Source organism: Planococcus rifietoensis (assembly GCF_001465795.2).
GTDB classification, from domain to species: domain Bacteria; phylum Bacillota; class Bacilli; order Bacillales_A; family Planococcaceae; genus Planococcus; species Planococcus rifietoensis.
In genome coordinates this window covers 39,009-63,654 of record NZ_CP013659.2, presented here as the reverse complement: position 1 = coordinate 63,654, position 24,646 = coordinate 39,009, and the positions used below count along the sequence as shown (strand labels likewise).

Annotated in this window: 24 protein-coding genes; 5 read left to right on the top strand and 19 right to left on the bottom strand. The window is 49.0% G+C overall.

All coding sequences use genetic code 11. The annotated features are described in order from the left end of the window. Positions 1-29: 29 nt before the first annotated feature. The 5 genes from tatC to AUC31_RS00295 all read right to left on the bottom strand — a co-directional run bounded on the left by tatC (position 30) and on the right by AUC31_RS00295 (position 4,700). Positions 30-917 carry a twin-arginine translocase subunit TatC gene (gene tatC, locus AUC31_RS00315; RefSeq protein ID WP_058381923.1) on the bottom strand — a complete coding sequence of 296 codons (888 nt, stop codon included), beginning with the start codon at positions 915-917 and terminating at the stop codon, positions 30-32. A gap of 10 nt (positions 918-927) precedes the next feature. Next, positions 928-1,155, bottom strand: coding sequence for a twin-arginine translocase TatA/TatE family subunit (tatA, locus tag AUC31_RS00310; protein ID WP_058381924.1), 228 nt, complete (start codon positions 1,153-1,155; stop codon positions 928-930). Positions 1,156-1,174: 19 nt separating this feature from the next. Further along, entirely contained in the window at positions 1,175-2,887 is a 1,713-nt protein-coding gene (locus AUC31_RS00305) for a GMC family oxidoreductase (protein ID WP_058381925.1), read from the bottom strand. Positions 2,888-2,906: 19 nt separating this feature from the next. Continuing rightward, the gene (locus AUC31_RS00300; RefSeq protein ID WP_058381926.1) at positions 2,907-3,662 is read right to left on the bottom strand and encodes a gluconate 2-dehydrogenase subunit 3 family protein; all 756 of its coding nucleotides are present in this window, start codon (positions 3,660-3,662) and stop codon (positions 2,907-2,909) included. 216 nt (positions 3,663-3,878) lie between these two features. Further along, positions 3,879-4,700 (bottom strand): LysM peptidoglycan-binding domain-containing protein, encoded by an 822-nt coding sequence (locus AUC31_RS00295; protein WP_058381927.1) that lies wholly within the window; start codon positions 4,698-4,700, stop codon positions 3,879-3,881. Positions 4,701-5,001: 301 nt separating this feature from the next. Here AUC31_RS00295 and AUC31_RS00290 point away from each other — a divergent pair, with 301 nt between their 5' ends. Continuing rightward, positions 5,002-6,507 carry a BCCT family transporter gene (locus AUC31_RS00290; protein WP_058381928.1) on the top strand — a complete coding sequence of 502 codons (1,506 nt, stop codon included), beginning with the start codon at positions 5,002-5,004 and terminating at the stop codon, positions 6,505-6,507. Between the two features lie 54 nt (positions 6,508-6,561). On the opposite strand, the gene AUC31_RS00285 is transcribed toward AUC31_RS00290, so the two are convergent. Beyond that, positions 6,562-7,548, bottom strand: a complete 987-nt coding sequence (locus AUC31_RS00285) for an NAD(P)/FAD-dependent oxidoreductase (protein ID WP_058381929.1) — start codon at positions 7,546-7,548, stop codon at positions 6,562-6,564. A 155-nt stretch (positions 7,549-7,703) separates the two neighbouring features. Here AUC31_RS00285 and AUC31_RS00280 point away from each other — a divergent pair, with 155 nt between their 5' ends. Further along, the gene (locus AUC31_RS00280) at positions 7,704-8,495 is read left to right on the top strand and encodes an SDR family oxidoreductase (protein ID WP_058381930.1); all 792 of its coding nucleotides are present in this window, start codon (positions 7,704-7,706) and stop codon (positions 8,493-8,495) included. A gap of 75 nt (positions 8,496-8,570) precedes the next feature. Next, positions 8,571-9,011, top strand: a complete 441-nt coding sequence (locus AUC31_RS00275; RefSeq protein ID WP_058381931.1) for a peptidylprolyl isomerase — start codon at positions 8,571-8,573, stop codon at positions 9,009-9,011. A 1,261-nt stretch (positions 9,012-10,272) separates the two neighbouring features. On the opposite strand, the gene AUC31_RS00270 is transcribed toward AUC31_RS00275, so the two are convergent. The 8 genes from AUC31_RS00270 to AUC31_RS00235 form a co-directional block, all read right to left on the bottom strand. Then, the gene (locus AUC31_RS00270) at positions 10,273-11,001 is read right to left on the bottom strand and encodes an amino acid ABC transporter ATP-binding protein (RefSeq protein WP_058381932.1); all 729 of its coding nucleotides are present in this window, start codon (positions 10,999-11,001) and stop codon (positions 10,273-10,275) included. Beyond that, positions 10,998-11,642, bottom strand: coding sequence for an amino acid ABC transporter permease (locus tag AUC31_RS00265; protein WP_058381933.1), 645 nt, complete (start codon positions 11,640-11,642; stop codon positions 10,998-11,000). Before AUC31_RS00265 ends, AUC31_RS00270 begins: the two co-directional genes overlap by 4 nt. Positions 11,643-11,697: 55 nt before the next feature. Continuing rightward, positions 11,698-12,480, bottom strand: coding sequence for a transporter substrate-binding domain-containing protein (locus AUC31_RS00260; protein ID WP_058381934.1), 783 nt, complete (start codon positions 12,478-12,480; stop codon positions 11,698-11,700). A 125-nt stretch (positions 12,481-12,605) separates the two neighbouring features. Then, on the bottom strand, positions 12,606-13,691 hold the full coding sequence (locus AUC31_RS00255; protein ID WP_058381935.1) for an AI-2E family transporter: 1,086 nt from the start codon (positions 13,689-13,691) through the stop codon (positions 12,606-12,608). Between the two features lie 96 nt (positions 13,692-13,787). Further along, the gene (locus AUC31_RS00250) at positions 13,788-14,069 is read right to left on the bottom strand and encodes a hypothetical protein (RefSeq protein ID WP_058381936.1); all 282 of its coding nucleotides are present in this window, start codon (positions 14,067-14,069) and stop codon (positions 13,788-13,790) included. A gap of 122 nt (positions 14,070-14,191) precedes the next feature. Beyond that, on the bottom strand, positions 14,192-14,890 hold the full coding sequence (locus AUC31_RS00245; RefSeq protein ID WP_058381937.1) for a type 1 glutamine amidotransferase domain-containing protein: 699 nt from the start codon (positions 14,888-14,890) through the stop codon (positions 14,192-14,194). Positions 14,891-15,003: 113 nt separating this feature from the next. Further along, entirely contained in the window at positions 15,004-15,438 is a 435-nt protein-coding gene (locus AUC31_RS00240) for a YaiI/YqxD family protein (RefSeq protein ID WP_058381938.1), read from the bottom strand. Continuing rightward, positions 15,419-16,000, bottom strand: a complete 582-nt coding sequence (locus AUC31_RS00235; protein ID WP_058381939.1) for a DUF1836 domain-containing protein — start codon at positions 15,998-16,000, stop codon at positions 15,419-15,421. Before AUC31_RS00235 ends, AUC31_RS00240 begins: the two co-directional genes overlap by 20 nt. Positions 16,001-16,129: 129 nt before the next feature. Between AUC31_RS00235 and trhA the strand changes: the two genes are divergently transcribed. Beyond that, positions 16,130-16,777, top strand: coding sequence for a PAQR family membrane homeostasis protein TrhA (trhA, locus tag AUC31_RS00230; RefSeq protein ID WP_058381940.1), 648 nt, complete (start codon positions 16,130-16,132; stop codon positions 16,775-16,777). A 37-nt stretch (positions 16,778-16,814) separates the two neighbouring features. Here trhA and AUC31_RS00225 read toward each other — a convergent pair whose 3' ends face one another. Next, positions 16,815-17,651: an STAS domain-containing protein gene (locus tag AUC31_RS00225; protein ID WP_058381941.1), complete on the bottom strand. Its 837-nt coding sequence runs from the start codon at positions 17,649-17,651 to the stop codon at positions 16,815-16,817. A 136-nt stretch (positions 17,652-17,787) separates the two neighbouring features. Here AUC31_RS00225 and AUC31_RS00220 point away from each other — a divergent pair, with 136 nt between their 5' ends. Beyond that, positions 17,788-18,564 (top strand): 2-keto-4-pentenoate hydratase, encoded by a 777-nt coding sequence (locus AUC31_RS00220; RefSeq protein WP_058381942.1) that lies wholly within the window; start codon positions 17,788-17,790, stop codon positions 18,562-18,564. A gap of 61 nt (positions 18,565-18,625) precedes the next feature. Here the strand turns inward: AUC31_RS00220 and AUC31_RS00215 are convergent, their stop codons facing one another. The 4 genes from AUC31_RS00215 to AUC31_RS00200 form a co-directional block, all read right to left on the bottom strand. After that, positions 18,626-19,894: an acetyl-CoA hydrolase/transferase family protein gene (locus AUC31_RS00215; protein ID WP_058381943.1), complete on the bottom strand. Its 1,269-nt coding sequence runs from the start codon at positions 19,892-19,894 to the stop codon at positions 18,626-18,628. 146 nt (positions 19,895-20,040) lie between these two features. Further along, positions 20,041-20,253: a hypothetical protein gene (locus tag AUC31_RS00210; RefSeq protein ID WP_058381944.1), complete on the bottom strand. Its 213-nt coding sequence runs from the start codon at positions 20,251-20,253 to the stop codon at positions 20,041-20,043. Positions 20,254-20,364: 111 nt separating this feature from the next. Beyond that, the gene (locus tag AUC31_RS00205) at positions 20,365-23,454 is read right to left on the bottom strand and encodes an AAA family ATPase (protein ID WP_058381945.1); all 3,090 of its coding nucleotides are present in this window, start codon (positions 23,452-23,454) and stop codon (positions 20,365-20,367) included. Continuing rightward, the gene (locus AUC31_RS00200) at positions 23,451-24,614 is read right to left on the bottom strand and encodes an exonuclease SbcCD subunit D (RefSeq protein WP_058381946.1); all 1,164 of its coding nucleotides are present in this window, start codon (positions 24,612-24,614) and stop codon (positions 23,451-23,453) included. The genes AUC31_RS00205 and AUC31_RS00200 overlap by 4 nt, the downstream gene beginning before the upstream one ends. Positions 24,615-24,646 lie beyond the last annotated feature (32 nt).

Sequence of the window (24,646 nt, the reverse complement as noted above, 5' to 3'; positions counted from 1 at the left end):
ATGTTTTGGGTCAGCCCTTGTTCATTCCATTATACAGTCGTATCTTCCATGCGTTCGTTCCGTGCTTCCATTTTCTTCACCACATAAATGCTGGCTTCATATAATCCTGCCATCGGAATCAAAACCAGCAGCTGGCTAAGAAAGTCCGGCGGCGTGATCAAAGCGGAAACAATCGCCAAGCCAAGATACGACCATTTCCGGACCTTCTTCATCGACCCAGACGTCAAGACGCCAATCGATGACAAGAACAATGCCAAAATCGGCATTTCGAACAATAAGCCAAGCGGAATCGTCGTCATAATCAAGAAATGGACGTATTCATTCGCTGAAATCATTACATCGAAATTTGCTGCCCCGAGGCCAATCAGGAATTGATAACTCAACGGGTTAACGATGAAATAGCCGAAAGCGACGCCGAATACAAACAAGAGCAGCATGACCGGCGAATACAAGCCAAGAAATCTCGCTTCGGTTTCTTCGAGGCCGGGTTTGACGAACTGCCAAATGAAATGGATCAAAAACGGCAGCGACAAGCCGAGCGCCATCGTGGCAGAAATCGATGTATAGAATTTCACGACTTCAAGCGGGCCGAGAATGACCAGTTCGTTCCCCTTCACCACATAAGGAAACCAAAAATTCAAAGTGGAAAAGACGAGCAAGAGGAAAAATAGGAAAACGATGGAACTTTTGATCAATTGTTTTCGCAAATCCCCTAGATGGTCGACTAAGGTCTCCACTCGATCTTCCGGCTCTTCTGGGGGTTTTTGGCCCCCGCCCGGAGTCGGCTCTTTAGGCACGCCTCCGGTTTCATGTTCCGTTCCGGAGTCGGCTTTCTGCTTTTCCTGTCCCGCCGGATCTTCGCTCGCCTTTTTCTTATGCAAGGGACTGATCAGATTGTTTTCTCCGTACGGATCCATTTAACCACCTTCATAAACTTTCGGTTTTATTCGTTTCTACTGTTTCTTTTTTATCCTTTTTATCTTTGTCCTCTTCATCATCGTCGTCCATCAAGCCTTTTGTCGAACGTTTGAATTCCGAGAAAGTCTTGCCGACGGCTCCGCCGATTTCCGGAAGTTTTTTCGGCCCGAAAATAATCAATACGATAACCAAAATGATGATCAAGCCTGGTACACCAATTGAAGCCAATCCACCCATATCTTTTCCTCCTCACAATTTAAACTAAAGAACCGCCATCTTGGCTGTATTTGATGATGCCTTCTGCACAGCGATATGCCAGCGCACCGACTGTTCCGGTTGGGTTATAGCCACCGTTGTGCGCGAAATTCCCTGCGCCTACAACAAATAGGTTTTCCATATCCCAATGTTGCAAGTAGTTGTTCACGACGCTCGTTGCAGGATCTCCACCCATTATTGTGCCGCCCGTATTGTGTGTCGTTTGGTAAGGAACGATGTCGTAATCTGAAATCGGTGCTCTGCCGACAACCGTTTTAGCACCCATTTCCTCCATGATTTCAACTGCTCTTTCCGTAAGGTATTTGTGCAGCGCACGATCCTGATCGGTAAAGTTATAGGTCAGTTGCAGAAGTGGTACTCCATAGACGTCCTTATACGTTTCATCAAGCGATAGGTAGTTATCACGGTGTGGCATGGACGCACCTTGCCCACCCACTGACAATGTACGCGTGTAGTTTTCAATGGAAGCTTTCTTAAAATCCGCTCCCCAAGATGGCGTATCCGGAGGCAGTGGATTGGATGCGATTGGACGTGATCCCGTCTGTGTCATAGAAATACTCGCTCCGTGGACAAAGTCAAGATCGCTATGGTCAAAAGAATCGCCGTTGAAATCATCAATCGTCATGCCGAGTGCGCCAGCTCCCATAAAGACGTTCATCTGGTCATCGAAAAAGCCAGATGCCCCTGGAAGAATTTGGTATGCATAGTTTTTCCCAAGTGAACCTTCTCCGGTTTCTGGGTCATACATTTGACCAATTTCTGATACCATCAATAGTTTTGCATTGTTCATTACGTAACTTGTCAACACGACAACTTCCGCCGGCTGAATGAACTCTTCGAACGTGACTGTATCGATGAAACGCACGCCTGTTACACGATCGCCTTCTTTCATTACCTCTACTACATTGGCATTAAAACGGATATCGTAGTTTCCAGTGGCACGAGCCGCTGGAACGACTGTGATTTCCGGTGATGTCTTAGCCCCGTATTCGCAACCGAAGCGTTCACAGAATCCGCAATACTGGCAAGCCGCGATTTGTTGACCGTCCGGGTTTTCATATGCTTCTGACAAGTTGGCAGAAGGCATCATGAATGGCGTATAGCCAAGGTTGCTAGTCGCAGTTTCAAACTTCGACAGCAATGGCGTCTTTTTCATCGGCGGTGTCGGATAATCTGAAGAACGTTTGCCCCAGAACGGGTTTTTGTCTTCCCCAGAAATACCTGCCGTTTTTTCGAATTTATCAAAATAAGGCTCGAGCTCATCATAAGTGATGCCCCAATCCTGCAATGTATATTCTGCAGGCAATTTATTCTCGCCATATTTGGCATCGGTCATAGATTTAATTTCAAAATCGTATGGCAAAAATCTCCAGTTTTGACCATTCCAGTGCGTCCCAGCGCCCCCAAGACCTTCCCCTAGTAGGAATGAACCCAATTGACGCATCGGCAATGCCTTCTGGTCTCTAGAGTTGCGGAATGTAATCGTTTCTTTCGACAAATCCTGCATCAACTCATAACGGATCGCATAGCGGTATTCGTCATGGACCATGGAGTAATCTTCTGTCGAGCGCTCTTGCCCGCGCTCTAAGCCGACAACTTTCAAACCTTCTTTTGCACATTCGGCAGCAATGATTCCGCCGGTCCAGCCGACTCCTACCGTTACTACATCTACTTTATCTAGCGTTGTCGCCATACATACTCCCCCTTCTTATTTAGCTCAGCATATCTCCTACTGAGTGTGGATCGAATTCCACAAATTCTTCACTTTCGATTTCATTAATATACGATGGACGATGTCCTGGGAATCCTTTCATGCGCCATGCGTCCATATTCTGGTTGCCTCCGTAAATCGGATCTGCATAGGCCCCGTTCAATGTTGCCTGTCGCAAAAGGCGGAAAAAGAATTGGGCATTTGCGCCTTGCATATCCACTTCGTCATCTTGGAAAGCTGTCAGGATTTCATCCATCTGCTCTCCCTCAAGGTCAACAAAGTTCGCTTCAAAGCGGCTCTGGGCTTCCTGCTGCATTTTTTGCAAGCCTTGTCTGAATAGTTCATTGCGCTTCAAGCGGCTTTGATAGCCTTGAGTCGCTTCGCCTACTTGAAATGGCGGCTGCATGTACTCACGTGAATTCTCGCCGTAGCTCCCTGCTAACTGGTGATCGATAAAGAACGGAACGCCAAGCCCGATTGCGCCTGGGCCCAAATCATCTTCCGGGAAAATACGTTCGGTCGCTTGCTGCAATACAGCAAACTCCTGTTGGTTCTTGAAAAATTGTAAGCCGCGTACCGCTTCGGTCGTTTCTGCCCCGCCGCTTTGGCCAGCTGAACCGCCACTTGGAGCTGCCGTGTCCTGGCGTGTATTTGCGCCAATTACCCCACCAATGATTCCTCCACCGACGAGAGCGCCTGCCGCGATCCCTGACGTCTTCAGGAAATCGCGTCTGGAAACATTTTTCTTCTCTGCCATCTCATGCGCCTCCTTTAAAATAGGTATAAAAATTATAAATACTCAATAAGTATACCCCACATTATATGCCTCCTAACTTTGATTTCAATACTTTTCCGACTATTCACTAAAAAAATGTGCAATTAATCCCAAAAAAAGCCTTTGCAATAGTTGCAAAGGCTGGCATAAAAAAAGGCCGAGGGAATGGACACCTCGGCTTTGTAGCATATTAAAATATTAGTCTAGAATTTTGATTGTGATGTTTTTGCGTCCCCAGTTCAAAGCTTCGCCTTGAGTCGGGATGAAAACGTCGATCTTGTTGCCTTTGATTGCTCCGCCAGTATCGCCAGCGATAGCTGTTCCGTATCCTTCAACCCATACTTTTGAACCGAGTGGGATAACGGATGGATCAACTGCGATAACTTTTTGGTTCGGGTTCGCACGCAAGTCGATTCCAGTTGCTGTTGTACCTGAGCATCCTGCGCAATAAGCTGTGTAAGCTGTTGCGGATACTGTCATTTCTTTACCTGATTGTGTAGAAGCTGCTGCTGGTTTAGCTGCTGCTGGTGCACTTGCAGGTGTTGGTGCTGCTTGAGTTGATTTTGGTGCTTCTTTAGCTGGTGCTTTTGCTGCCGGTGCTGCTGGTGCAGGTGCTGCCGCTTTTGCTGCTGCGCCTTTAACTGCGAATTCTTGTCCAGGGTAGATCATGTGGCCGGAGATGTTGTTCCAGCTCATCAATTGATCCAATGAGATTCCGTGAGCAGAAGCGATCTTGAACAAAGTGTCGCCGCTTTTAACTGTATAGGTAGATGATGAGTTCGATGATTTCTTGGATGCTTGTTCTTTTCCTTCAACAGAGAGCGTCTCGTTCGGGAAAATCAAATCTGATGATAGGTCGTTCCAGTTTTTAAGATTTTGAACGGAAACGTTCTTTTCTTGTGAGATGCCCCACAGAGTGTCACCTGACTGAACTGTATACGATGAATTAGCGCTTGCTGTTGTAGCTGCGCCTACACTTAATGCCGCGATTGCAGTTAGTGTAACGATTTGCTTTTTCATAATTGAAATTCCTCCTTTTCACTAACACAAGACACAGCTTAACATGTGCGCATTGCAAGAACATGACAGAACGACAGTTCAAACTTAACAATTACATTACGGCATTCTTTTAAATATGACAGCCTGTAATAAAACAGAATATTCTTTCTTTACAGCTGTGCATAAGGCTTTTTTTGCCCATCTCCCCTTTTTTTCTACTATTAATAACGATAGGATGGATTAGCCGCCCTATGTTGGGGAATAACTAATTACAGCTTTATTCATCTGGAAAAGCACAGCTTTCAATTTAGGAGGAACTCATTTGAAAAATGTTACGATCGTTTTTTGGATTTCGATCGCCATCTGCTTGGCCATGGTCGCCTGGGGATTTTTCGTACCCGAAAATTTCCAAGCGCAGACCGGCGCACTCACTTCGTGGATCTCATCCACATTCGGCTGGTACTATCTCGCGTCTGTCTTCGTCATCCTTATCTTTTGCCTTTATTTAATTTTTTCTAGGTTTGCCGATATTAAACTCGGAAAAGCCGGCGACGAACCGGAATTCAGTTTGGTTTCCTGGTTTGCGATGTTGTTTTCCGCTGGAATGGGCATGGGGCTCGTTTTCTGGACGACCGCCGAACCGATTTCCCACGCATTTATCAGTGCACCGCGTTCCGAACTGGGCTCTAATGAAGCCGTCAAAGAAGCGATGCAGTTCTCTTTTTTCCACTGGGGCATCCATGCCTGGGCCATTTACGGGCTCGTGGCTTTGTCGCTCGCTTACGCTAAATTCCACAATGGTTCGCCGGGCCTCATCAGCGCGACACTTATTCCGCTATTCGGCAAAAAACGGATGAGCGGCTGGCTCGGCAAACTGATCGATACACTCGCCGTCTTCGCGACAGTCATTGGTGTGGCTTCTACGCTGGGCTTCGGTTCTGCGCAAATCAACGAAGGCTTGTCGTTCTTATTTGGCACACCGAATACGTTCGCCTTTCAACTATTGATCCTTGCGGTCGCTACGCTATTGTTCATCATCTCCGCTTGGTCCGGCATCGGTCGGGGCATCAAGTATTTAAGCAACATCAATATGGTACTGGCATTCATCCTGCTCGGGATGCTGCTGATTGTCGGACCGACGCTCTACATCATGAATATGTTTGCCGATTCACTCGGCGGCTATTTCTCCAACTTCCTATCGATGAGCTTTAATTTGGAGCCGTTGAACAGTGACCGCCGCGCCTGGGTAGACGGCTGGACAGTCTTTTACTGGGCATGGTGGGTATCTTGGGCGCCATTCGTCGGGATTTTCATTGCCCGTATTTCTCGCGGCCGCACCGTCCGTGAATTCATGCTTGGCGTTCTCGTCGTCCCGTCACTCGTGTGCTTTATTTTCTTCTCGGTGTTCGGGACTTCTGCTTTGGACTTGGAACAAAAAGGCATCGACAAAATTTCCGAATACAGTTTGGAAACTGCCACATTCGGCGTACTCCAGCATTATCCGCTCGGCACCGTCATGTCGATATTGACTTTGTTCGTGGTCGCTATCTTCTTCATCACTTCTGCTGACTCCGCGACATTCGTACTCGGCATGCAGACGACTGGCGGCTTATTGAACCCGCCAAACCTGGTAAAAATCACTTGGGGATTGATTCAGTCAGCTGTTGCGGCCATCGTCGTTTACAGCGGCGGAACACAAGGCTTGCAGAATTCCTTGATCATCGCCGCCTTGCCGTTCTCAGTCGTCGTCCTGCTGATGGGGGCCGCGTTCCTGAAAGCGGCCAGCCAAGATCCCGTCGCAGTGAAACAGAAAAAACAGTCCTTGTAACCGAATATAAAAATGCCCGGCAAGCTGAATCAGCTTGCCGGGCATTTTCGTTCTTTATTTAAATACGCTCGTGCTATGCAAAGGCTGTACTCTGGATTTCGGATCCAAGTAAGATTTTGCATTATTGATGGCGGTCGGTGCTTCACCGAAGCCGACAGCGATCAATTTCACTTTTCCTTCGTAAGTGGCGATGTCGCCTGCTGCATAGATTCCCGGGACGTTCGTTTCCATTTTGGAATTGACGATGACCGAGTTCTTCTCCATCTCGAGACCCCATTCCTTGATCGGGCCAAGAGATGTGATATTGCCGTAGTTGACGACGACGTGGTCGACTTCTAAGCGTTCTTCATTTCCTTCTTTGTCTTCCAGCACAAGCTCACGGATTTCGCCGTTTTCGCCGACCAGTTCTTTGACATTGAAAGGCTTCTTCACTTCCACCGTCGACTGCATCATCGTATCGATATTCGCTTCGTGAGCCGTCATTTTCTCACGACGATGGCTTAATGTCACTTGAGAAGCTACGTTCTCAAGCATCATCGCCCAGTCAACCGCAGAGTCGCCTCCGCCGAGGACCACGACTTTTTTATCGCTGAACAAGGTCAAATCTTTTACGCCGTAATGCAAAGTCTTGCCTTCAAATTGCTCAGCGCCATCAACTGCCAATTTGCGCGGGTGGAAAGCCCCCACTCCGGCCGTCAAAAGGATCGCTTTCGAATAATGCGCGCCTTTGTCCGTCGTAATGACAAAATGCTCGTCTTCACGTTCGACTGCCGCAACCGTTTCTTCGAGGCAAATCTCGGGATCGCCGTATTTGGCCTGCTCGACCAAATTATCCACCAAATCTTTTGCCAGCACTTTCGGGAAACCGCCGATGTCATAAATGAATTTATCCGGATACAATTCCATCAATTGCCCGCCGAGCTGCGGAAGGCTGTCCAACACTTTCACTTTCATTTTGCGCATGCCGCCGTAAAACGAAGCGAACAAGCCGGTCGGGCCGCCGCCGATGATTGTAATATCGAAGATTTCACGTTCTTCCATTTCCAACACTCCTAATCTGATCAATATATCCATCCTACCACATCTATATAGGGTCTCCGCCATTGGACTTATGGCGGAAATCCGAAACAAGCATTTCCATCCCCTCTATTCTATCGTAAACTGAAACAAGGAACCAAATGGAAAGGATGATAAATGTGGATCTTGGATTAAAAGAAAAAGTAGTTGTCGTCATGGCTTCCAGTAAAGGGCTTGGCAAAGCATCCGCCTTGGAATTCGCTAAAGAAGGGGCGATTGTCATCGTCTCGAGCCGCAGCGAGGATTCAGCAAGCGCAGCTGCTGAAGAAATCCGCAGCACAAGCAAAAATGAACAGGTCCACGCTTATGCGTGCGATATGTCAAAAGCTCAAGACATCCAGCAATTATTCCACAAGGTCAACGAACAATTCGGGCGCATCGATGTGCTAGTCAACAATACAGGCGGCCCAAAAGCAGGCGGATTTGACAATATGAGCGATGACGATTGGTATGCGGCATTCGACCAAAACTTATTGAGCTATATCCGTACATGCCGCGAAGTGCTTCCTTATATGAAAGAACAGCAATTCGGCCGCATCATCAATATCTCTTCGTCTTCAACAAAAGAAGTGATCGATGGCTTGATCTTGTCCAACACGATGCGCGCTGGCATGGTCGGGTTCGCGAAAACACTGGCCCGGGAAGTAGCCGGTGACAATATTATGGTCAACACGGTCGGCCCTGGCAAGATTTCTACCGGCCGCATCGCAGAACTCAACGAAGCTGCAGCTAAACGACAAGGAATTACAGCAGACGAAGTATTGAAAAATACAGAAGCGCAGATTCCAACTGGCCGCTTGGGCGAACCCGCTGAATTCGCCCGCACGGTCGTCTTTTTGGCTTCGGCCGCCAATTCCTATGTAACAGGGCAATCCATCGTCGTCGACGGCGGATTCCTAAAAGCACTGTAAGCCCCTTATCAGTAGGCAGTAGAACCAAAAGCCGATATACTAAGGGATGAACCAATTGAAAAGGAGATGTTAGTTATGGCGAAAAAAGGCCACATGCACATGGAAAACGGCGAAGTAATCGAATTCGACCTTTTCCCGAATGAAGCACCGAACACAGTTGCAAACTTTGAGGAGCTTGCAAACTCCGGATTCTATAACGGCGTTGTTTTCCACCGCGTTATCCCAGGTTTCGTTTCCCAAGGCGGCGACCCAACTGGAACAGGTATGGGCGGCAGCGGCAAAACGATCAAATGTGAAACAGAAGGCAACCCGCATAAACACCAGCCAGGCAGCCTTTCTATGGCACATGCCGGCAAAGACACTGGATCAAGCCAGTTCTTTATCGTCCATGATTCACAGCCGCATCTTGATGGCGTACACACAGTATTTGGCCAAGTAACAAAAGGCCTTGAAACTGCAAAAGCCATGAAAAACGGCGACAAAATGGAAAAAGTCCACGTCTTTGACGCTGAATAATCCATTATAAAAAACGTGCCCCTGCGGCACGTTTTTTTGTTTTGCTGGAATTTATGGAGGTGATAATAAAAGGTTGAATGAGCAATGATTAAGAGATTAGAAAAGCTTCGGCTTTTCGACTTCGTTGCAGGGCCCTGCTTGGGGCTCGCAGGATGCGAGTCATGCAGCTGATGCGACAGGACGTCGCGTTTTCAGCTGCCCGGGGATGGGGCGGGTGTTGAGCCAACGTGCCGCAAAGGACGCGCCACGTTTGTCTCGCCAGCCCGCGCGATCCCACAGGCGTCAGCCCCCTTTCACTCCGTCTCCTAGTTTTAGAGTAAAAAATCGTTTCTTAAGTCCTCTTGATATAAAAGTTTAAAACGTATCACATTCTGTAGCTTGCTTCAAACAGGCCAAGGACTGAAGTGTTACGAGTCTCCATTTCCCAAACAAAACAACAGACTTTCCTGTTTTAATACCAACCTGTCAGACACCCTGTCTCAGGAAGCGATTCCCCTACTAGCTGGGAACTACATATAGAAGAAGATCGATTTAAACAACCCCATACAACGAAATTTACAAGCCGCCGAGCGCCAAGGGTGAGCCGACGCAATAAGACAGATGCTCTTTCTGGCTTATTGCAAGAGGCCAACCCAAAGCACTGCGGCGATTGGCAAAACGAAGCTCAACTAGAACGCCGAAACACTTCCGCAAGAAAACTCTCGCTTTCTTATTTCAACTAACACTCGGGAAGCGATTCCCCCACTAGCCGGCAACTACATATAGAAGCAGATTGATTTAAACAACCCCATCCAACGAAATTTACAAGCCGCCGAGCGCCAAGGGTGAGCCGATGCAATAAGACAAGTGTTCTTCTTGGCTTATTGCAAGAGGCCAACCCAAAGCACGGCAGCGATTGGCAAAACGAAGCTCAACTAGAACGCCGAAACACTTCCGCAAGCAAACTCTCGCTTTCTTATTTCAACCGCCACCCGGGAAGCGATTCCCCCACTAGCCGGCAACTATATATAGAAGCAGATCGATTTAACCCAGCAGTAAACAATGAAATCTCCAAGCCGCCGAGCGTCAAGGGTGAGCCGACGCAATAAGACAAGTGTTCTTCTTGGCTTATTGCAAGAGGCCAACCCAAAGCACGGCGGCGATTGCCAAATCGAAGCTCAACCAATCCTAGAAACATTTCCACACATAAACTCTCGCTATTTAATTCCCCTTGCCGACCAAACAAAAAAGCGCGCCCAATAGGCACGCTTTCCACTCATCTTTACAACACTTTACTCAAGAATGCTTTTGTTCGCTCATGCTGCGGATTGCCGAACAATTCCTTCGGCACGTTTTCTTCGACGATATAACCGCCGTCGATAAACAGCACGCGGTCGCCCATTTCTGCCGCAAAGCCCATTTCGTGGGTCACGACGACCATGGTCATGCCTTCTCTCGCAAGTTGTTTCATAACATCCAGCACGTCACCGACCATCTCCGGGTCGAGCGCTGAAGTCGGCTCATCGAACAGCATGATTTTCGGGTCCATCGCAAGTGCGCGTGCAATCGCGACACGCTGCTTCTGCCCGCCGGACAATTCGCCCGGATAGGCTTTCGCCTTTTCGCGCAAGCCGACCTTATCCAGCAATTCGTAAGCTTTCTTCTCAGCGGCTTTCTGGTCGCCTTTTTTCAGTTTGATTGGCGCTAACGTCACATTCTGAAGCACCGTTTTATGCGGGAACAAATTAAACTGTTGGAATACCATCCCTACATCTTGGCGCACTTTATTGATATCGACTTTCGGGTCGGTGATATCCGTCCCTTCAATATAAACATGGCCTCCGCTGATATCTTCTAAGCGATTCAAGCAACGAAGAAACGTACTTTTGCCGGAACCGGAAGGGCCAATGACGCAAATGACTTCCTTCTCTTCGACGACTGTGCTCATGTCTTTGATGACTTCCAAATCTCCGAATGATTTTTTGAGGTTTTCTACTCTGATCATACTCATCGCAATACAAACTTCCTTTCCACAAAGCTCGCGAGCATCGAGAGCAAGTAAATGACGATAAAGTAAATGATGCCGAGGATCAAATAGACGTTAAACGCATCGAATGTGGCACTGGCCTGGATGCGCCCTTCCTGTGTTAAATCCGCTACACCGATAACCGATAAGAGCGAAGTATCCTTCAAGGAAATGATCGCCTGGTTGGTAATCGTCGGGAGCATGCGGCGGAATGCCTGAGGCAAAATGATGTGGCGCATGGTCTGTGTTGAGTTGAGCCCGAGCGACCGCGCCGCTTCTGTTTGCCCTTTATCGATCGACTGAATCCCTGCCCGGATGATTTCCGAGAAGTAAGCACCGGCGTTGATCGCAACTGTCACAATCCCAGCTGTCGTGTTATCGAGCGAAAAGAATCCAAGCGAGTTCAAGCCGAAGTAAATGAAGAACAATTGGACGATGAACGGCGTCCCCCGGATTGCATCGACGAAGATTTTGGCGATCCAGTTCAAGATTTTGAACGGTGCCAAGCGCATTAAAGCGACAACCAGCCCGATCAAGAAGCCGAGGACGATGGCAATGCCGAAAATATATAACGTAACTTGCAAGCCTTCCATTAAGTATGGAAAAGCATTGATAATTGTCTGCACCCTTAGTTCCCCCTTGCATAAAAAAATGCAGCGCGCGAATGCGCGCTACATGATTTTATTCTGCGATGTATTTGTTTAAGATTTCGTCGTATTCGCCGCTGTCGCGCAATTCCTGCAGGCCTGCATTGATTTGTTCAAGCAATTCCGCATTCTCGCCTTTCAACACAGCGATGCCGTATTGGTCGCCCGTCAAGCGTTCGCCGACAGTTTTCAAAGCCAATTCGCTTTCTGCGATGGCATAAGCGATGACAGGGTAATCTTCAAGAAGTACATCGGCATTGCCGTTTGATACTTCCTGGAACATCGATGGGCTGTCTTCGAACTGGGAAATTTCATAGCCGTATTCGGCTTCGTTGTCGCGCGCGAATTGAGCGCCAGTCGTTCCACTCTTCACCGCAACCGTTTTGCCTTCTAAATCTTCGAGTGCTGTAATGTCGTTATTGTCTTCTGCTACAACCAATGAAAGGCCGGCATCAAAGTACGGATCAGAGAAATCCACGATTTCCTTGCGCTCATCCGTAATACTCATGCCCGCAATCGCTACATCCAATTGTCCAGCCTGAAGGGCCGGGATGATGCCCCCGAAATCCATCGGGTTAAATTCGATTTCAAAGCCTTGGTTTTCAGCAATCGCATTGATCAAATCGATATCGATTCCTGTGTATTCGCCGTCTTCTTCAAACTCAAACGGTGGATAAGTGGTATCGATGCCGACGCGGTATGCTTCCCCTTCGCCTCCGCCAGATTCACCGCTGCCGGATTCTTCTTCCGAACCGCCGCATGCGGCAAGCACTGTAAGAACTGCTAGCAATAATGCTAATAAGGTCCATTTCTTCATTAATAAACATCCCCCTCTGTTCTGTATTGGTCATTCTACTGACTAATATATCACAATATTTGCAAATTCAGAACCTTTCGAATGAAATTTACTAGGAAGTAGGATGGATGCTTGCGCCTAAATGACTATCCTTCATGGCTGACTGCGCGTTTTTTATGAAGCCGGTAAAATAACCGGAAATTGTGCGTCAGCGTCTTCAAAACGGCATAGGTCGGAATCGCAATCAAAATCCCGATAAATCCATACAAGGAACCTGCCACCATCAGCAATAAAATAATCGTCAAGGGATGGACATGAAGCCGGTTGCCCATGACGTTCGGCGTGACCAGATTGCCTTCGAGCTGCTGGACCACCAATAGCACAAGAACGACTTTGAATGCCATGAACAACCCGTCGTTCAACAGGGCAACGAAAATCGCGGGGATGATCCCGATGATCGGCCCGAGAAATGGAACGACTACCAAGAACATCGCGAACACGGCAAGCGTCAACGCGTATTCAAGGCCGATGATTAAATAGCCGATGTACATCAAGACGCCGATTACCGCCGCGACTGTTGCCTGGCCAATCACGAAAGTGGATAAAGTTTCATCCAGATCTTTCAAAAGCTTCTTTCCTTCCGGCTTGTGGTCTTCCGGGAGCCGCTTCACAGAATACGGAATGAATTTCTCATCGTCTTTCAATAGGAAGAACAGGATAAACGGCACGACAATCAAGACAATCGCCGCATTGACGAGCATACCGAGAATATCGAGCACGTTTTCGAATAGATTACTCGAGAGGCTTTCGGCATAGCCGTAGATGCGGTCGCTGATTTCCTGTCCGGAAATTCCGCCGAATTCAAATCCTTTCAAGAGATTGTTCGATTCCGAACTCATTTCCTCCATCTTCTCGGGCGCCAAATCCACCAGGCTTTCCCCTTGTTCGATCAAAGTCGGCCCGAAGAAATAGACGAGGCTTGCAAACGCCAGCGCGATTACCGTGAAAACAATTCCGATGCCGGCGATCTTCGGCATGCGGCGGGCGAGCACACGGACCAACGGCCGGAGCAGATAGTATAGAATTCCGGCGATGACGATCGGCGCAAATAACGTCGTGATGATGATGCGAATCGGTTCCCAAATATAGTCCAACTTGCTGAGTACGTATAATGTAAGGGCGAGTAATAATATTCCTGCTGTGTATTCAAAAAATGGCTTTCGGATCCACACTTGCTGACACTCCTTTCAAATTTAGTTCCACACTTAAATCATACACGAAGAAAAAGCGAAGGCAGATGTTTTTCTGCCTTCGCTCGCTCGTTTGATTTATTTGTCTTCTTCCAGTTCACGCAATTCTTTCTGGGTTTGCGGAAAAGCATTCGCTTGCCATTCTTCACGGTAAGCTGAATCCAATTGCGAGAGTCCCTGTTCACTTGAATCTTCGATGGCGTAGACACTTTCGCGCTCATCGATCGCTCGGCTGTTGCGCATGTCGTGGTCTTCTTCTACACGCACCGTGTTTTTCTCTTGATAGGCTTTGTAGACGAAAACCCCTGCAGCTGCTGCAAGTGCGCTGCCTACTACTGTATTCATCGTTGATCTCTTCATCAGAATCCCTCCAAAATATTGCGTCTTTCTGTCACTTCTCTTCTATATACCCTGAATGCCGATTTTTAAGCCACCCCGATTTTTTTTACTCAAGATCGCCTTAGCCCCTTGATGCTCGCTCGTTACGAATAGCGCTCCATATCGTTCAATTGCTCGCGCATCTTTTCCCCAACGCCTGATGCTGAAGCCGGATTTTGCCCTGTGATCAAGCGGCCCGACTCGATGACGCATGCTTCGAGCGGAAGCTGGGCGATTTGAACAAGTGCGCCCCGCTCTTTCATTTCATGCTGCAAGGAAAACGGAATGTCTTTATAGAGCCCGAGGAGCTTTTCTTCCAGATCCGAAAAACCGGTAGCGAGATGACCCGATAACAAGGGGCTGCCGTCGGATAGGCGGACGTTCAATAAACCGCTTGGCCCGTGGCAGACAGCTGCCACGATGCCGCCTTTTTCATAAATGCCCGCCGTCATCCGCTGCAATTCCTTATTGTCCGGAAAATCCCACATCGTTCCGTGACCGCCGGTAAAGTAAATGCCGGCATATTCATTGGCTTTCGCTTCATCTGGCGTCAGCGGCCGGTCCAATTGGCGCTGGATTTTTTTGTCCAGGTAATATTGGCGCGTCCGCCCATTGAGGGCTGCGGCCGGAAGGCTTCTCGGATCGATCGGCACTTTTTCGGCTTTCGGGCTGATGATATCGACTTCGAAATCATCTTTTACTTCATGGTAGAAATCCGTCAATTCCCGTAGCCATAAGCCTGTCTTTTTTCCGCGATGCCCTAAATCTTTATGGTTCGTTACGATAACCGCTATTTTTTTCATGGCATATTCCTCCCCATCGATTCATATCCCTTTCTATTCCCCATTGGCAGAAAATTACTCGCACCAAAGTACAGAACGCGTTATTGAAAAAGGCCCGCAACACGGCGGGCCTTTCAATCTTCCAATAGATGCGTCAAGCTATCGCGAAACTTGTCGTTGTCGGCTTGCTGGCGCTTTTTCGGGCCTTTCATGCGCCCTCCACTTTGGCGGATTTTTTTGGCGACGTGGCGGCCGTGGAGCAATTGTTCAATATTGCCTTCATTGTAAACCCGCCCGTTCTGGTCGATCGGCACGCCGCGTTTCGCGAGTACCATCGCAGCGAGCCCATAATCCTGCGTAACGACGATATCGCCAGGTTGCACACGGTTCACCAACACAAAATCGACCGCATCCGCTCCTTTTGATACCGTCAGCGTCTCCGCTCCTTCACGGTACATTTCGTGAGACGTATCGCAAATGAGCAGCACCGGCCAATTGAACCGCTTAGCCAGCCCAATCGTCAAATCGACCACGGGACAGCCGTCTGCGTCAATAAGAATTTTTGCCATCGGCTTCCTCCCTTACCAATTCATCGGCCAGTTTTTCAGCGGCCCTTCTGTACAAATTGCTTTTATGGACCAGCGATGCAATGAACAGCACCTTGGCAAGTTCGCCGTCCTGCTCGCTTTGCGTATGGGCAACGGCCTCCGCTTGCCGCTCAAGCTCTTCTTTGAACGCGTCGTGATTGTCCTCTTGAAGCGCAAGATAAGTTTCGTAGAACACGGATAGATCCAGTTCCCGCGCCTGTGCTTGTTCGTTCACTTTCTCCAGCACCTTTTTAACGTCATTGATTGAAAGGGTACTTTTCATCTGGTAGATCAAGCTGATGAGCATAATATGGTCAGGTGTGTACTTTTTATGCTGCACGGGGTAGAATAATTTTCCCTTGGCATAATTATTGATCATCGTCTTCGTCAATATTTTATCGTCTGGCTGCCTTTTCGTGTCGTGGAAGGCTGTCTCGAATAATTGGATGACCTGATCCACGTATAAATCGATTTTCGGAATATCGCTTGTGCGGATTTGGCTATCGAGAGCCAATTGGCCAATGAGCCGATCGATGCTTTTCATTCGCTTCACCTCAACTTCTATTTCCCTATTTTACCCTATGATGCAAAAGCCGACAAACTTGACCGACGAAATGAATGCGTATATTATTATATGTAGTTTCAATAACTACGTATCAGGAGGTACAGATCCATGACTGCATTTATCCGAGAGCCTTTTAACGCTTTGTCCCATTTGGCGGGAGCCCTTTTGTCCTTTACCGCATTGCTTGCGATGGCCATCAAAGCTGCCTACACGCAAGCGCCTGCATCACACATTACAGCGGTCGTCATTTTTGGCATCAGTTTGATCCTGTTGTATACAGCTTCAACGGTTTATCATTCCGTCAAAGCCCGCCCAGGAATCATCGCCTTTTTCCGTAAACTGGACCATTCCATGATTTTCTTGCTGATTGCCGGTTCCTATGCGCCGTTTTGCTTGATTGCGCTTGAAGGCACGCTCGGCTGGTCGATTTTCGCTGTAGTTGCCGCTCTTGGCATCAGCGGCATTCTTTTCAAGATGATTTGGTTTCATTCGCCGCGATGGCTGTCGACTGCCATCTACATTTTGATGGGCTGGATCATCATCTTCGCAGTGGGCCCGCTCGCCTCCAGCCTGCCCGCTGCCGGATTATGGCTGCTCGTTGCCGGCGGCCTTCTGTACACGGTCGGCGGTGTCATTTATTGGCTCAAGCCGGACTTCCTCTCTTCGCGTTACCTCGGATTCCACGAGATTTTCCATATTTTCATCTTGCTCGGAAGCACATGCCACTTCCTTGCCGTCTACTTATACGTGCTATAACGCAAAAAGAGCCGCTCTCAAAGAGAACGGCTCTTTTTTAATGTTCGGGTGCATCCAGCGCCTGCATCAGGTTGGCGTAGACTTTGATATTTTTGAAATCGATGCCGAGCGTTACGGCGGTCTGTGCAATTTCTGGACGGATGCCGGATAGGACCGATTCCACGCCGATGATTCTCAATGAATCCATTAGCTGGAACAATTGATGCGCCACCATCGTATCGACGATCGGCACCGCTGACAGGTCGATATAGAGCGTCGTCAATTGCTGCTTGGCACTTTCTTCAAGAGCCGTTTCCAAAATCACTTTGGCGCGGTATGTATCGATCCCGCCGACCAACGGCAAAATGCCCACGCCTTTACGAATCGGAATGACCGGGCTGCTCAATTCGTCGATCACTTCCTGCTGGCTCGCCAGCAAACGCTGGTGGGCTTCGTGATGATGGCGCGCGAAGCTTTCGATGATAAAGTCGAACATATCATTCAGCATTTCGCTCCAGCGCAATGCGTCCTGGCTATTCGCTCTATCGACTTCTTCAAAGAAATGGCGGACACAAGTCCAATAGATTTTACGCAATTGCCCTAGATGCTCCATGACTTCATAAAGAGGCACGGATTGTTGGGCGCGTTCTTTGGCAATTGTCGATGACCAATCTTCAACATAGGCAAGCGATTCTTCTTTATCATGGATAAAAATCGCCGTGACGGCCTCGATAAAGCCAACCGATTCCTTTCTCAGCTTTTCTACCGTGTCGTCAGATGCTTGAGCAGAGTAAACGGTATTCGCATGATTGCCGCGTGTTTCCAGCCATTCTTCAACCATGGAATTTTTATTTTCTAAAATGAAATCATGTAGCTCTCTGCTAATTTCTCCCATAATGTATGCCGCTCCTTTTTCTAGCTTGTCCCTATCATCTTATAAGATAAGCCAATCGAAAAGCAAATTTCCCTTCTCCGCCTGCCAGCGCCAGACGTAAAATGATATGATGAAATCAAAGAAAGGAGACTGAATAATGGGACCATTCGACTCAGAGAAACACGAATACGCAAAACGCCTGTACAGCGCATATGAAAACCGTCAAGCTTTCGGGAAAGACCAGATTCCTGAATCAATCAACTCCCGCCTCGCATACGAGGTGCAGCAGGTGGTGACAGACAAAAAAGCACAGAACGGCGAACCACTCGCAGGCTATAAAATCAGTTTGACGAGCCCTGAGACACAGCAATTGTTCAGCTCCGAAAAACCACTGTACGGCGCATTGACCGCTCCCGCCATTTCCGGCAATACCATTGAGCTTTCATCCATGCTTTCTCCATTGATCGAAATCGAATTGATCTTCCTCATCCAGGAAGACATCGATGCCGCCGATTCAACAGCGACGATTCTTGAAAAAACCTTGGTGGCCCCGGGTATCGAAGTTCCCGACTCGCGATTCACCGAGTGGTTCCCGAACATCACACTCGGGCAAGTCATCGCAGACAGCGCAGTGGCTGGCCGCATTGTGGTCGGCGAACCTGCAAAGAGCCATTCCTACGATCAACTCGATCAAGTCCGCGGCGAGTTACTCCTCGACGGCGAACCGATTGCTTCCGGAAGCTCGTCTGAAGTGTTGGGCCATCCGGTGAACGCCATCAAATGGCTGGCAGCAGAACTCGAAGCGCATGGCTTGAAGCTAAAGCGCGGCCTGACTGTCTCATCCGGCACGTTCATCTTGCCGAAGCCGCTTGAAAAAGGGCGTTACGAAGCGAAATATGAAGGCATTGGCAGTGTCGAACTGACCGTCCATTAAAAAATCCCCGGCTGCTTTTGCAGCTGGGGATTTTGATATTCAACTCAATCGGTGCCGTCTTTTACAACAGAAAGCCGTTCTTTTTCGCATCGTACATTAGCTCTTCACGGAACTTCGGATGGGCAATATTGATGAGGCGCTTTGCCCGCTCTGCAAGGGACACGCCGTGCAAGCGCGCGATGCCGTATTCCGTGACAATATTATCGACGTCATTTTTGCCTGTCGTCACAACTGATTGGGGCGCCAAGTTCAGCTTAATGCGCGATAAGCTCCCACTCTTGGCAGTCGATGGCATACAGATATAGCCTTTGCCGTTCTCGGCGAAGCGTACGCCACGGGCAAAATCGACCTGGCCGCCGCTGGATGAATAATACTTTCCGCCAACCGTTTCAGAAGCGCATTGGCCGTATAAATCGACTTCTGTCGTCGCATTGATCGAGACGATATTTTTCTCTTTGGCGATTTCTCTTGGATCGTTGACTACACTTACCGGAAGCATCTCCACTGCCGGGTTGCCATCGATGAAATCATATAATTTCTTCGATCCGTAGGCGAAAGTCGCGACAATTTTGCCTGGGTTCGTAAATTTGCGCGTGCCGTCGATCGCCCCGGAATTGACCAGATCCGCAACACCATCCGGCAGCATTTCCGTATGGATCCCCAAGTGGCGATGGTCTTTCAGCATGCTGATGACTGCGTTCGGCACAGAACCGATGCCAATCTGAAGCGTATCGCCGTTTTCGATATCGCCGATGATCGACGAGGCGATCTGGATGTCCATCTCACTGATTTCACCGACTTGTTCTTCTGCAAGAGGCGCGTGATGTTCCACATAGCCTGCGATTTGGCTAATGTGGATTTGATTGCGGCCGAAAGTACGTGGCATATGTTCATTCACTTCCAAAATGAATGGCACTTTGCCGACGAATTCAGCGACATAATCGGCTTGTGTGCCGAATGTGAAATAACCGTGTTCGTCCATCGGCGAAGCGACCGTCATGATCATCGACATCTTCGTCGCTTTTTGCAATAAGCGCGGCATCTCGTGAAAATTATTCGGCACCAGGTCCATCTTTGCTTGCTGATACACTTTTCGAGTCGCCCCGCTCAGGAAATATGACACATGGCGAAGCTGCTCGAGTTCCCCGCGGATATAGGCACGGTCACGCAAAGCGAGCATTTGGTGGATCTTGACCCCGTCCAGCTCCTGGGCGTGGTGTTCCAGAATATCGAGCAGCCGAATCGGCTCCCCGTTCGCGATCGGTACGATGATATCCGCTTGCGCTTCGATCAAATCGACCACTTGCTTCGGGCTAAGTTGTTTGGACATCTGCATTCACTCCTGATTTCTCATATTGTTTCCACTTTATCATAGAATTTGCGCTTGATTGAGTTGCCAAACTTTCATCGCTATTCTGCCTTTTCAGTCAAAAGAGCCGCCGCAAAACCATCGTGGGTTCTGCGGCGGCTCTCTTGCTATTTATTGTTGCGCTTTTTTACGGCGAAGCTCGCGATGATGCCGCCAATGCCGAAAGCGGCCATCACACCCCATAATACAAGCAAGATGATCGAGCCGATGCCAGTGCCGCCGTCCATGACCGATGACAACTGCAGAAAAAAGAAACCAAGACTGAAAAGGACAATCGCCCCGAAATAAATCAGTCTGGCGTTAAAACTGAAATTCTTCATCGTTACAACCCCTTTGCCGACCTGCTCCGCTCGCCCTGTTCAAAAGACATGTTCCGAAAGCAAGCTTTGCTCTTATCATTCACGTTCAAGACAGCTTATAAACGTTTCTCGTCATTTCAATTGGAAACGTGTCCGGCTGATGCCCTCTTTCGTCTTTTCCACTTCCAAGATCGCCGGAATCGCCGCTTTCAATTCCTGCACATGGGAAATGACGCCGATCATCCGTCCCGATTTCTGCAAGTCCACTAAAGTCTCGATCGCCTTGTTCAAAGATTCCTCATCAAGCGATCCGAAGCCCTCATCGATGAACATCGTTTCAATCGATACATTGCCCTCGAAGCTTTGGATGACATCGGCCATTCCAAGTGCCAGGCATAGGGAGGCATTGAATTTCTCGCCGCCAGACATCGTTTTGACATCGCGCGTCTGGCCGGTATAGGCGTCGTACACGTCTAAGCCGAGGCCACTTTGTTTCCCTCGCGCTTCCTGCCGGTCGCTTCTCGTCAAATGGAATTGCCCGTTCGATAGATGTTTCAGGCGTTCATTGGCAGCTTCCAAGATCTGCTCCAAATACTCGATTTGCAAATAGCGTTCAAAGGATAGCTTCACGTCGTTCTGCCCGCGGATCGTATCGTAAAGGTCGACGATACGCGCGAACTCCGCTTCGGCTGCTGCTTCTTTTGCAGACGCATCGGAGACTTCATCAAAGAACGCTTGCGCTTTGTTCTTATATTCTTTAGACGTGTTCAATTCAGCAAGCGCCCGCTCGTAATCGGCTTTCAATTCGGCAAGTGCTTGTTCCGCATCCGATACGTCAATACGACCACGGCCGGCGAGCGCACTTTCGAGTTCTGCCGTTTGCCGCTCTGTCGTGTGGCGGTCTTGTTTGTACCGTTCAATTTGCTTTTTCAATTCTTCGTAGCGGGATGCTTCCAGTTTGGCCATTTGATAAGCTTCCTTCGTAGCGAACGCGGATTTCACGAGCGCTTCCTCAAAACGGCTTTCGGCATGTTCAAGCTTTTCTTGCAGTTCTTGCACGGACTGCTTGCTATGACGAAGCGATACCGCCGCTTCCGACACTTGGCGCTCGGCTTTTTGGAGGGCATCCTGCGCACGTTGCCAAGACGCTTCCAAGCGGTCTTTCGTTTCCTGCGCTTTTGCGGTCTCTGTTCGAAGCGACCCAAGATCACGGAGCGCTTCCGGGATCGATGTCAGTTTGCTTTCCAAAACCGCTTGTGCCGATTCATGCGCAGAGCGTTTTTCATGTGCGCTTTGCTGGGCTTCTGCCTGCTGTTTCTTTAAGCTCGATAACTGGTCTTCCATCTCCCCGAATGCCAACTTGCGCTTGCGCAGCTGTTCCTTATCGGCCTGCAATTGTTCGAGCTCGCCGGTTAGTGAATGCTGTTCAGCCTGTATTGCTTCCAATTGCTTTTCTGCTTGTTCAGCCGCAATCGACATGCCGTCCAGTTCCTCGCGCTTCACTGCCGCCTGCTCATGGACCGCGGCTTGTTCCGCTTCCGTTTTGCGGAATTTTTGCTCGCTTTGCGCCAACACTTGCTTGGCCTGTTCCATCGCCTGCTGGTTCACTGCTGCAGAACTGCCTAGCTGTTTTGCCGGGTGGTCCAAGCTACCGCAAACGGGGCATGCTTCTCCGGCGTGCAGATTTGATGCGAGCAGCGCCGCCTGGTTAGCGAACCAATCATGTTCCATCGATTGATAAGCTTTTTGGGTTTGTTCAAACTTTGCCTGATCTCCCGCTGATTGCTCGGCCAAACCTTTGAGCTTTTGCTCCAAGCGAAGATACTCCGCCAAGACACGCTGTTGTTCCGCTAACCGGTTCTGGCGGTCCCGCTTGTCGTCGAACTGCTCTAGTCTCTCTTCAAGCTGTTGAATGAATGATTTCGTTTGCAGCAGCTGTTGCTCGGCGCTTGCTGCTTGTTCATCCGTTCTTTGCAATGCCGTTCTGGCGTGAATAGCCACTTTCTCCAATTGTTGGACAGCTGTACGCTGTTGTTCCAGTTCCTTTACGCCTGATTCCAAATCATGCAAACGGACCAGCGCTTGCTGTGCGGCCTGACGCTGCTCATGACGGTTTTCTTCTTCATCCTTCACTTGCTGCGCCTGCCGCTTCATTTCTTGGGCATTTTGTTCAGCCGTCTCGGCACGACGCAATTCTTCGCGTTTTTGGCGTTCATTGGCTACAAGATCCATCACCTGCTCTTCCAAGCCGGTGATCATGCCCGCTTGATCGGCTGCTGTGACTTGCTGCTCCCATTCTTTGACCGCCGGCAGTTGTTGTTCGAGTTCCTGCAAATGGCGCTTTTTCGCTTCTAATTCGTCGAAGCGCCCATTCCAGCCTTTTGCTTCGTGAAACTCGGCCATTTTTTTATTGTGGAAATCATAAGATTGCTGATAGCGCTCCTGCAGGCCGATGCTTTCCGACTCATAATGGCTGATTTCCCCTTCAAGCCCTGCGAGCAATTGGCTGCGCTGGAAATCGCCTTGTGCGAACACTTCGAAAAGAGCCGATTCACGCTGCGGCAAAGAACCCGCAATCGCTTGCACTTGCTCTTTATAAAGCAGTTGCTGCGCTTTAAACCGTTCCTGCGCCTCATCTTTTTTCTGCTTGAGCCGCTCGGCCACCAAACGGTACGGTTCGGTGCGGAAAATCTTTCGTAAAATCGCTTCTTTATTATCCGTTTCAGACGTCAAGAGCTTGCGGAATTCCCCTTGTGGCAGCATAACGATTTGGTTGAACTGGGAAAAAGTCAGCCCAAGAATTTCTTCGATGCGGCGATTGAGCTCCGAGACGATTTGTCGCTCGACGCACGGCTTTTCGCCCATATCTGTCACTTCAAAAAACTCATAGCGTTCACCGGTCGCGCTTTTATTGCCCGTTTTCACATGGCTCATCTGGCGCAGGATGCGGTAAGTCGTGCCGTGCACTTCAAAGGTCAATTCGGCTGATGTATGGACCGAATCTTTGGCAAAATCGCTGCGCAGGTTTTTCGGTTCACTGCGGTCCGAGCCACTTGCAGATCCATAAAGTGCGAAACAAATGCCATCGAAGATACTTGTTTTGCCGGAACCGGTGCTGCCCGAAATAACAAATAAGCGATTGCCTTCCAAATCCTCAAAATTGATTTCCTCACTGTCGCGGTACGGGCCGAATGCCGTCAGTTTCAATTTGACCGGTTTCATGACTTCACCTCTTCACGTTCAGAATCTGCCTGAAGGAATTCCTGCAACACGTCACCGAACAGTTCAGCCGTTTCTGCAGACGGCGCATCGCCTTTTACTTCTTCATAGAAAGCGTTGAATAATTGCATCGGGTCCATTTTCCGGCGGTTGCCGATGGTCGACTCGCCGGCTTCTTTCGCGAACGTTTTGCGTTGCACATGCATCGCGTTCGGATACACCGAGCGCACTTTTTCCATCGGATACAAAACAGGCGTCTCATCGAGCAAAGTGACGAAAACATAATCATCGCTTCTTTCATGCCCCATGATGTCCGCAATGGTCCCTTCGACTGAACGCATATCGCGCTTTGCTCTGAACAAGCGCTTTTCTACAGCGACTGAACCGTCTGCTGCCAAGTCGACGATATGGAATCCTTTTTGATGATGCTCTTCTGAAATCGAATATTTTAATGGAGACCCCGAATAACGGATCGTTTCGTTCAATACATAATGCGCTTTATGCAAATGACCGAGCGCTGTATAGTGGAATGGCTTAAAATGCTGCGCGCTGACGTGTTCTGCACCACCGATCGCGAGCGGCCGTTCCGAATCGCTCGTATTGTCTTCTTGTTCACCGCGCGGCGTCACAAACGCATGGCCAACGAATATGTGGCGCGCTGATGGATCCATGCTAGCGGATATGCGAGCAGTGATTGCTTTCATCGCGTCGTCATGCGTTTTGATGTCTGGATTTTCATACACGTGGCGCACCATTGATGGATCGGTGTACGGAACCAAGTGAAAATGGACTTCGCCCGCGGCATCTTTTAAAACGACTGGTTCGGACTGTGCACGGATTGGCCCCGTAATATGGAGGCCGTTGCTCTTTAATGCGCGGCTCCCGAAATCAAGCCTTCCTGGGCTGTCATGGTTGCCTGCCACGGCAATCACCGGCACTTTCAAATCCAGCACGATTTTCGCGAGTGTATCGTCCAGCAAACGCACCGCTTCTGTCGGAGGCACGCCACGATCATATAAATCCCCCGCAATAACCAGTGCATCGGGTCGCTCTTGTTCGATTGCTTCGATCAATTGATCCAGCACAAATCGCTGGTCTTCTGTCATATGTACGCCCTGCACCAATTTCCCGAGATGCCAGTCAGCGGTATGGATGAATTTCATAAAAAGATCCCCTTTCTTCTATATAAAAGAAT

What these genes read in the sequence shown, in the direction of transcription:
- AUC31_RS00300 (WP_058381926.1), bottom strand. Translation starts at nt 3,662, where the DNA reads ATGGCAGAGAAGAAAAATGTTTCCAGACGCGATTTCCTGAAGACGTCA.
- AUC31_RS00295 (WP_058381927.1), bottom strand. Translation starts at nt 4,700, where the DNA reads ATGAAAAAGCAAATCGTTACACTAACTGCAATCGCGGCATTAAGTGTA.
- AUC31_RS00245 (WP_058381937.1), bottom strand. Translation starts at nt 14,890, where the DNA reads ATGAAAAAAATAGCGGTTATCGTAACGAACCATAAAGATTTAGGGCAT.
- AUC31_RS00225 (WP_058381941.1), bottom strand. Translation starts at nt 17,651, where the DNA reads ATGGGAGAAATTAGCAGAGAGCTACATGATTTCATTTTAGAAAATAAA.
- AUC31_RS00250 (WP_058381936.1), bottom strand. Translation starts at nt 14,069, where the DNA reads ATGAAGAGATCAACGATGAATACAGTAGTAGGCAGCGCACTTGCAGCA.
- AUC31_RS00210 (WP_058381944.1), bottom strand. Translation starts at nt 20,253, where the DNA reads ATGAAGAATTTCAGTTTTAACGCCAGACTGATTTATTTCGGGGCGATT.
- AUC31_RS00285 (WP_058381929.1), bottom strand. Translation starts at nt 7,548, where the DNA reads ATGGAAGAACGTGAAATCTTCGATATTACAATCATCGGCGGCGGCCCG.
- AUC31_RS00240 (WP_058381938.1), bottom strand. Translation starts at nt 15,438, where the DNA reads ATGGCAAAAATTCTTATTGACGCAGACGGCTGTCCCGTGGTCGATTTG.
- AUC31_RS00305 (WP_058381925.1), bottom strand. Translation starts at nt 2,887, where the DNA reads ATGGCGACAACGCTAGATAAAGTAGATGTAGTAACGGTAGGAGTCGGC.
- tatA (WP_058381924.1), bottom strand. Translation starts at nt 1,155, where the DNA reads ATGGGTGGATTGGCTTCAATTGGTGTACCAGGCTTGATCATCATTTTG.
- AUC31_RS00220 (WP_058381942.1), top strand. Translation starts at nt 17,788, where the DNA reads ATGGGACCATTCGACTCAGAGAAACACGAATACGCAAAACGCCTGTAC.
- AUC31_RS00215 (WP_058381943.1), bottom strand. Translation starts at nt 19,894, where the DNA reads ATGTCCAAACAACTTAGCCCGAAGCAAGTGGTCGATTTGATCGAAGCG.
- AUC31_RS00205 (WP_058381945.1), bottom strand. Translation starts at nt 23,454, where the DNA reads ATGAAACCGGTCAAATTGAAACTGACGGCATTCGGCCCGTACCGCGAC.
- AUC31_RS00270 (WP_058381932.1), bottom strand. Translation starts at nt 11,001, where the DNA reads ATGAGTATGATCAGAGTAGAAAACCTCAAAAAATCATTCGGAGATTTG.
- AUC31_RS00235 (WP_058381939.1), bottom strand. Translation starts at nt 16,000, where the DNA reads ATGAAAAGCATCGATCGGCTCATTGGCCAATTGGCTCTCGATAGCCAA.
- AUC31_RS00275 (WP_058381931.1), top strand. Translation starts at nt 8,571, where the DNA reads ATGGCGAAAAAAGGCCACATGCACATGGAAAACGGCGAAGTAATCGAA.
- AUC31_RS00200 (WP_058381946.1), bottom strand. Translation starts at nt 24,614, where the DNA reads ATGAAATTCATCCATACCGCTGACTGGCATCTCGGGAAATTGGTGCAG.
- trhA (WP_058381940.1), top strand. Translation starts at nt 16,130, where the DNA reads ATGACTGCATTTATCCGAGAGCCTTTTAACGCTTTGTCCCATTTGGCG.
- tatC (WP_058381923.1), bottom strand. Translation starts at nt 917, where the DNA reads ATGGATCCGTACGGAGAAAACAATCTGATCAGTCCCTTGCATAAGAAA.
- AUC31_RS00260 (WP_058381934.1), bottom strand. Translation starts at nt 12,480, where the DNA reads ATGAAGAAATGGACCTTATTAGCATTATTGCTAGCAGTTCTTACAGTG.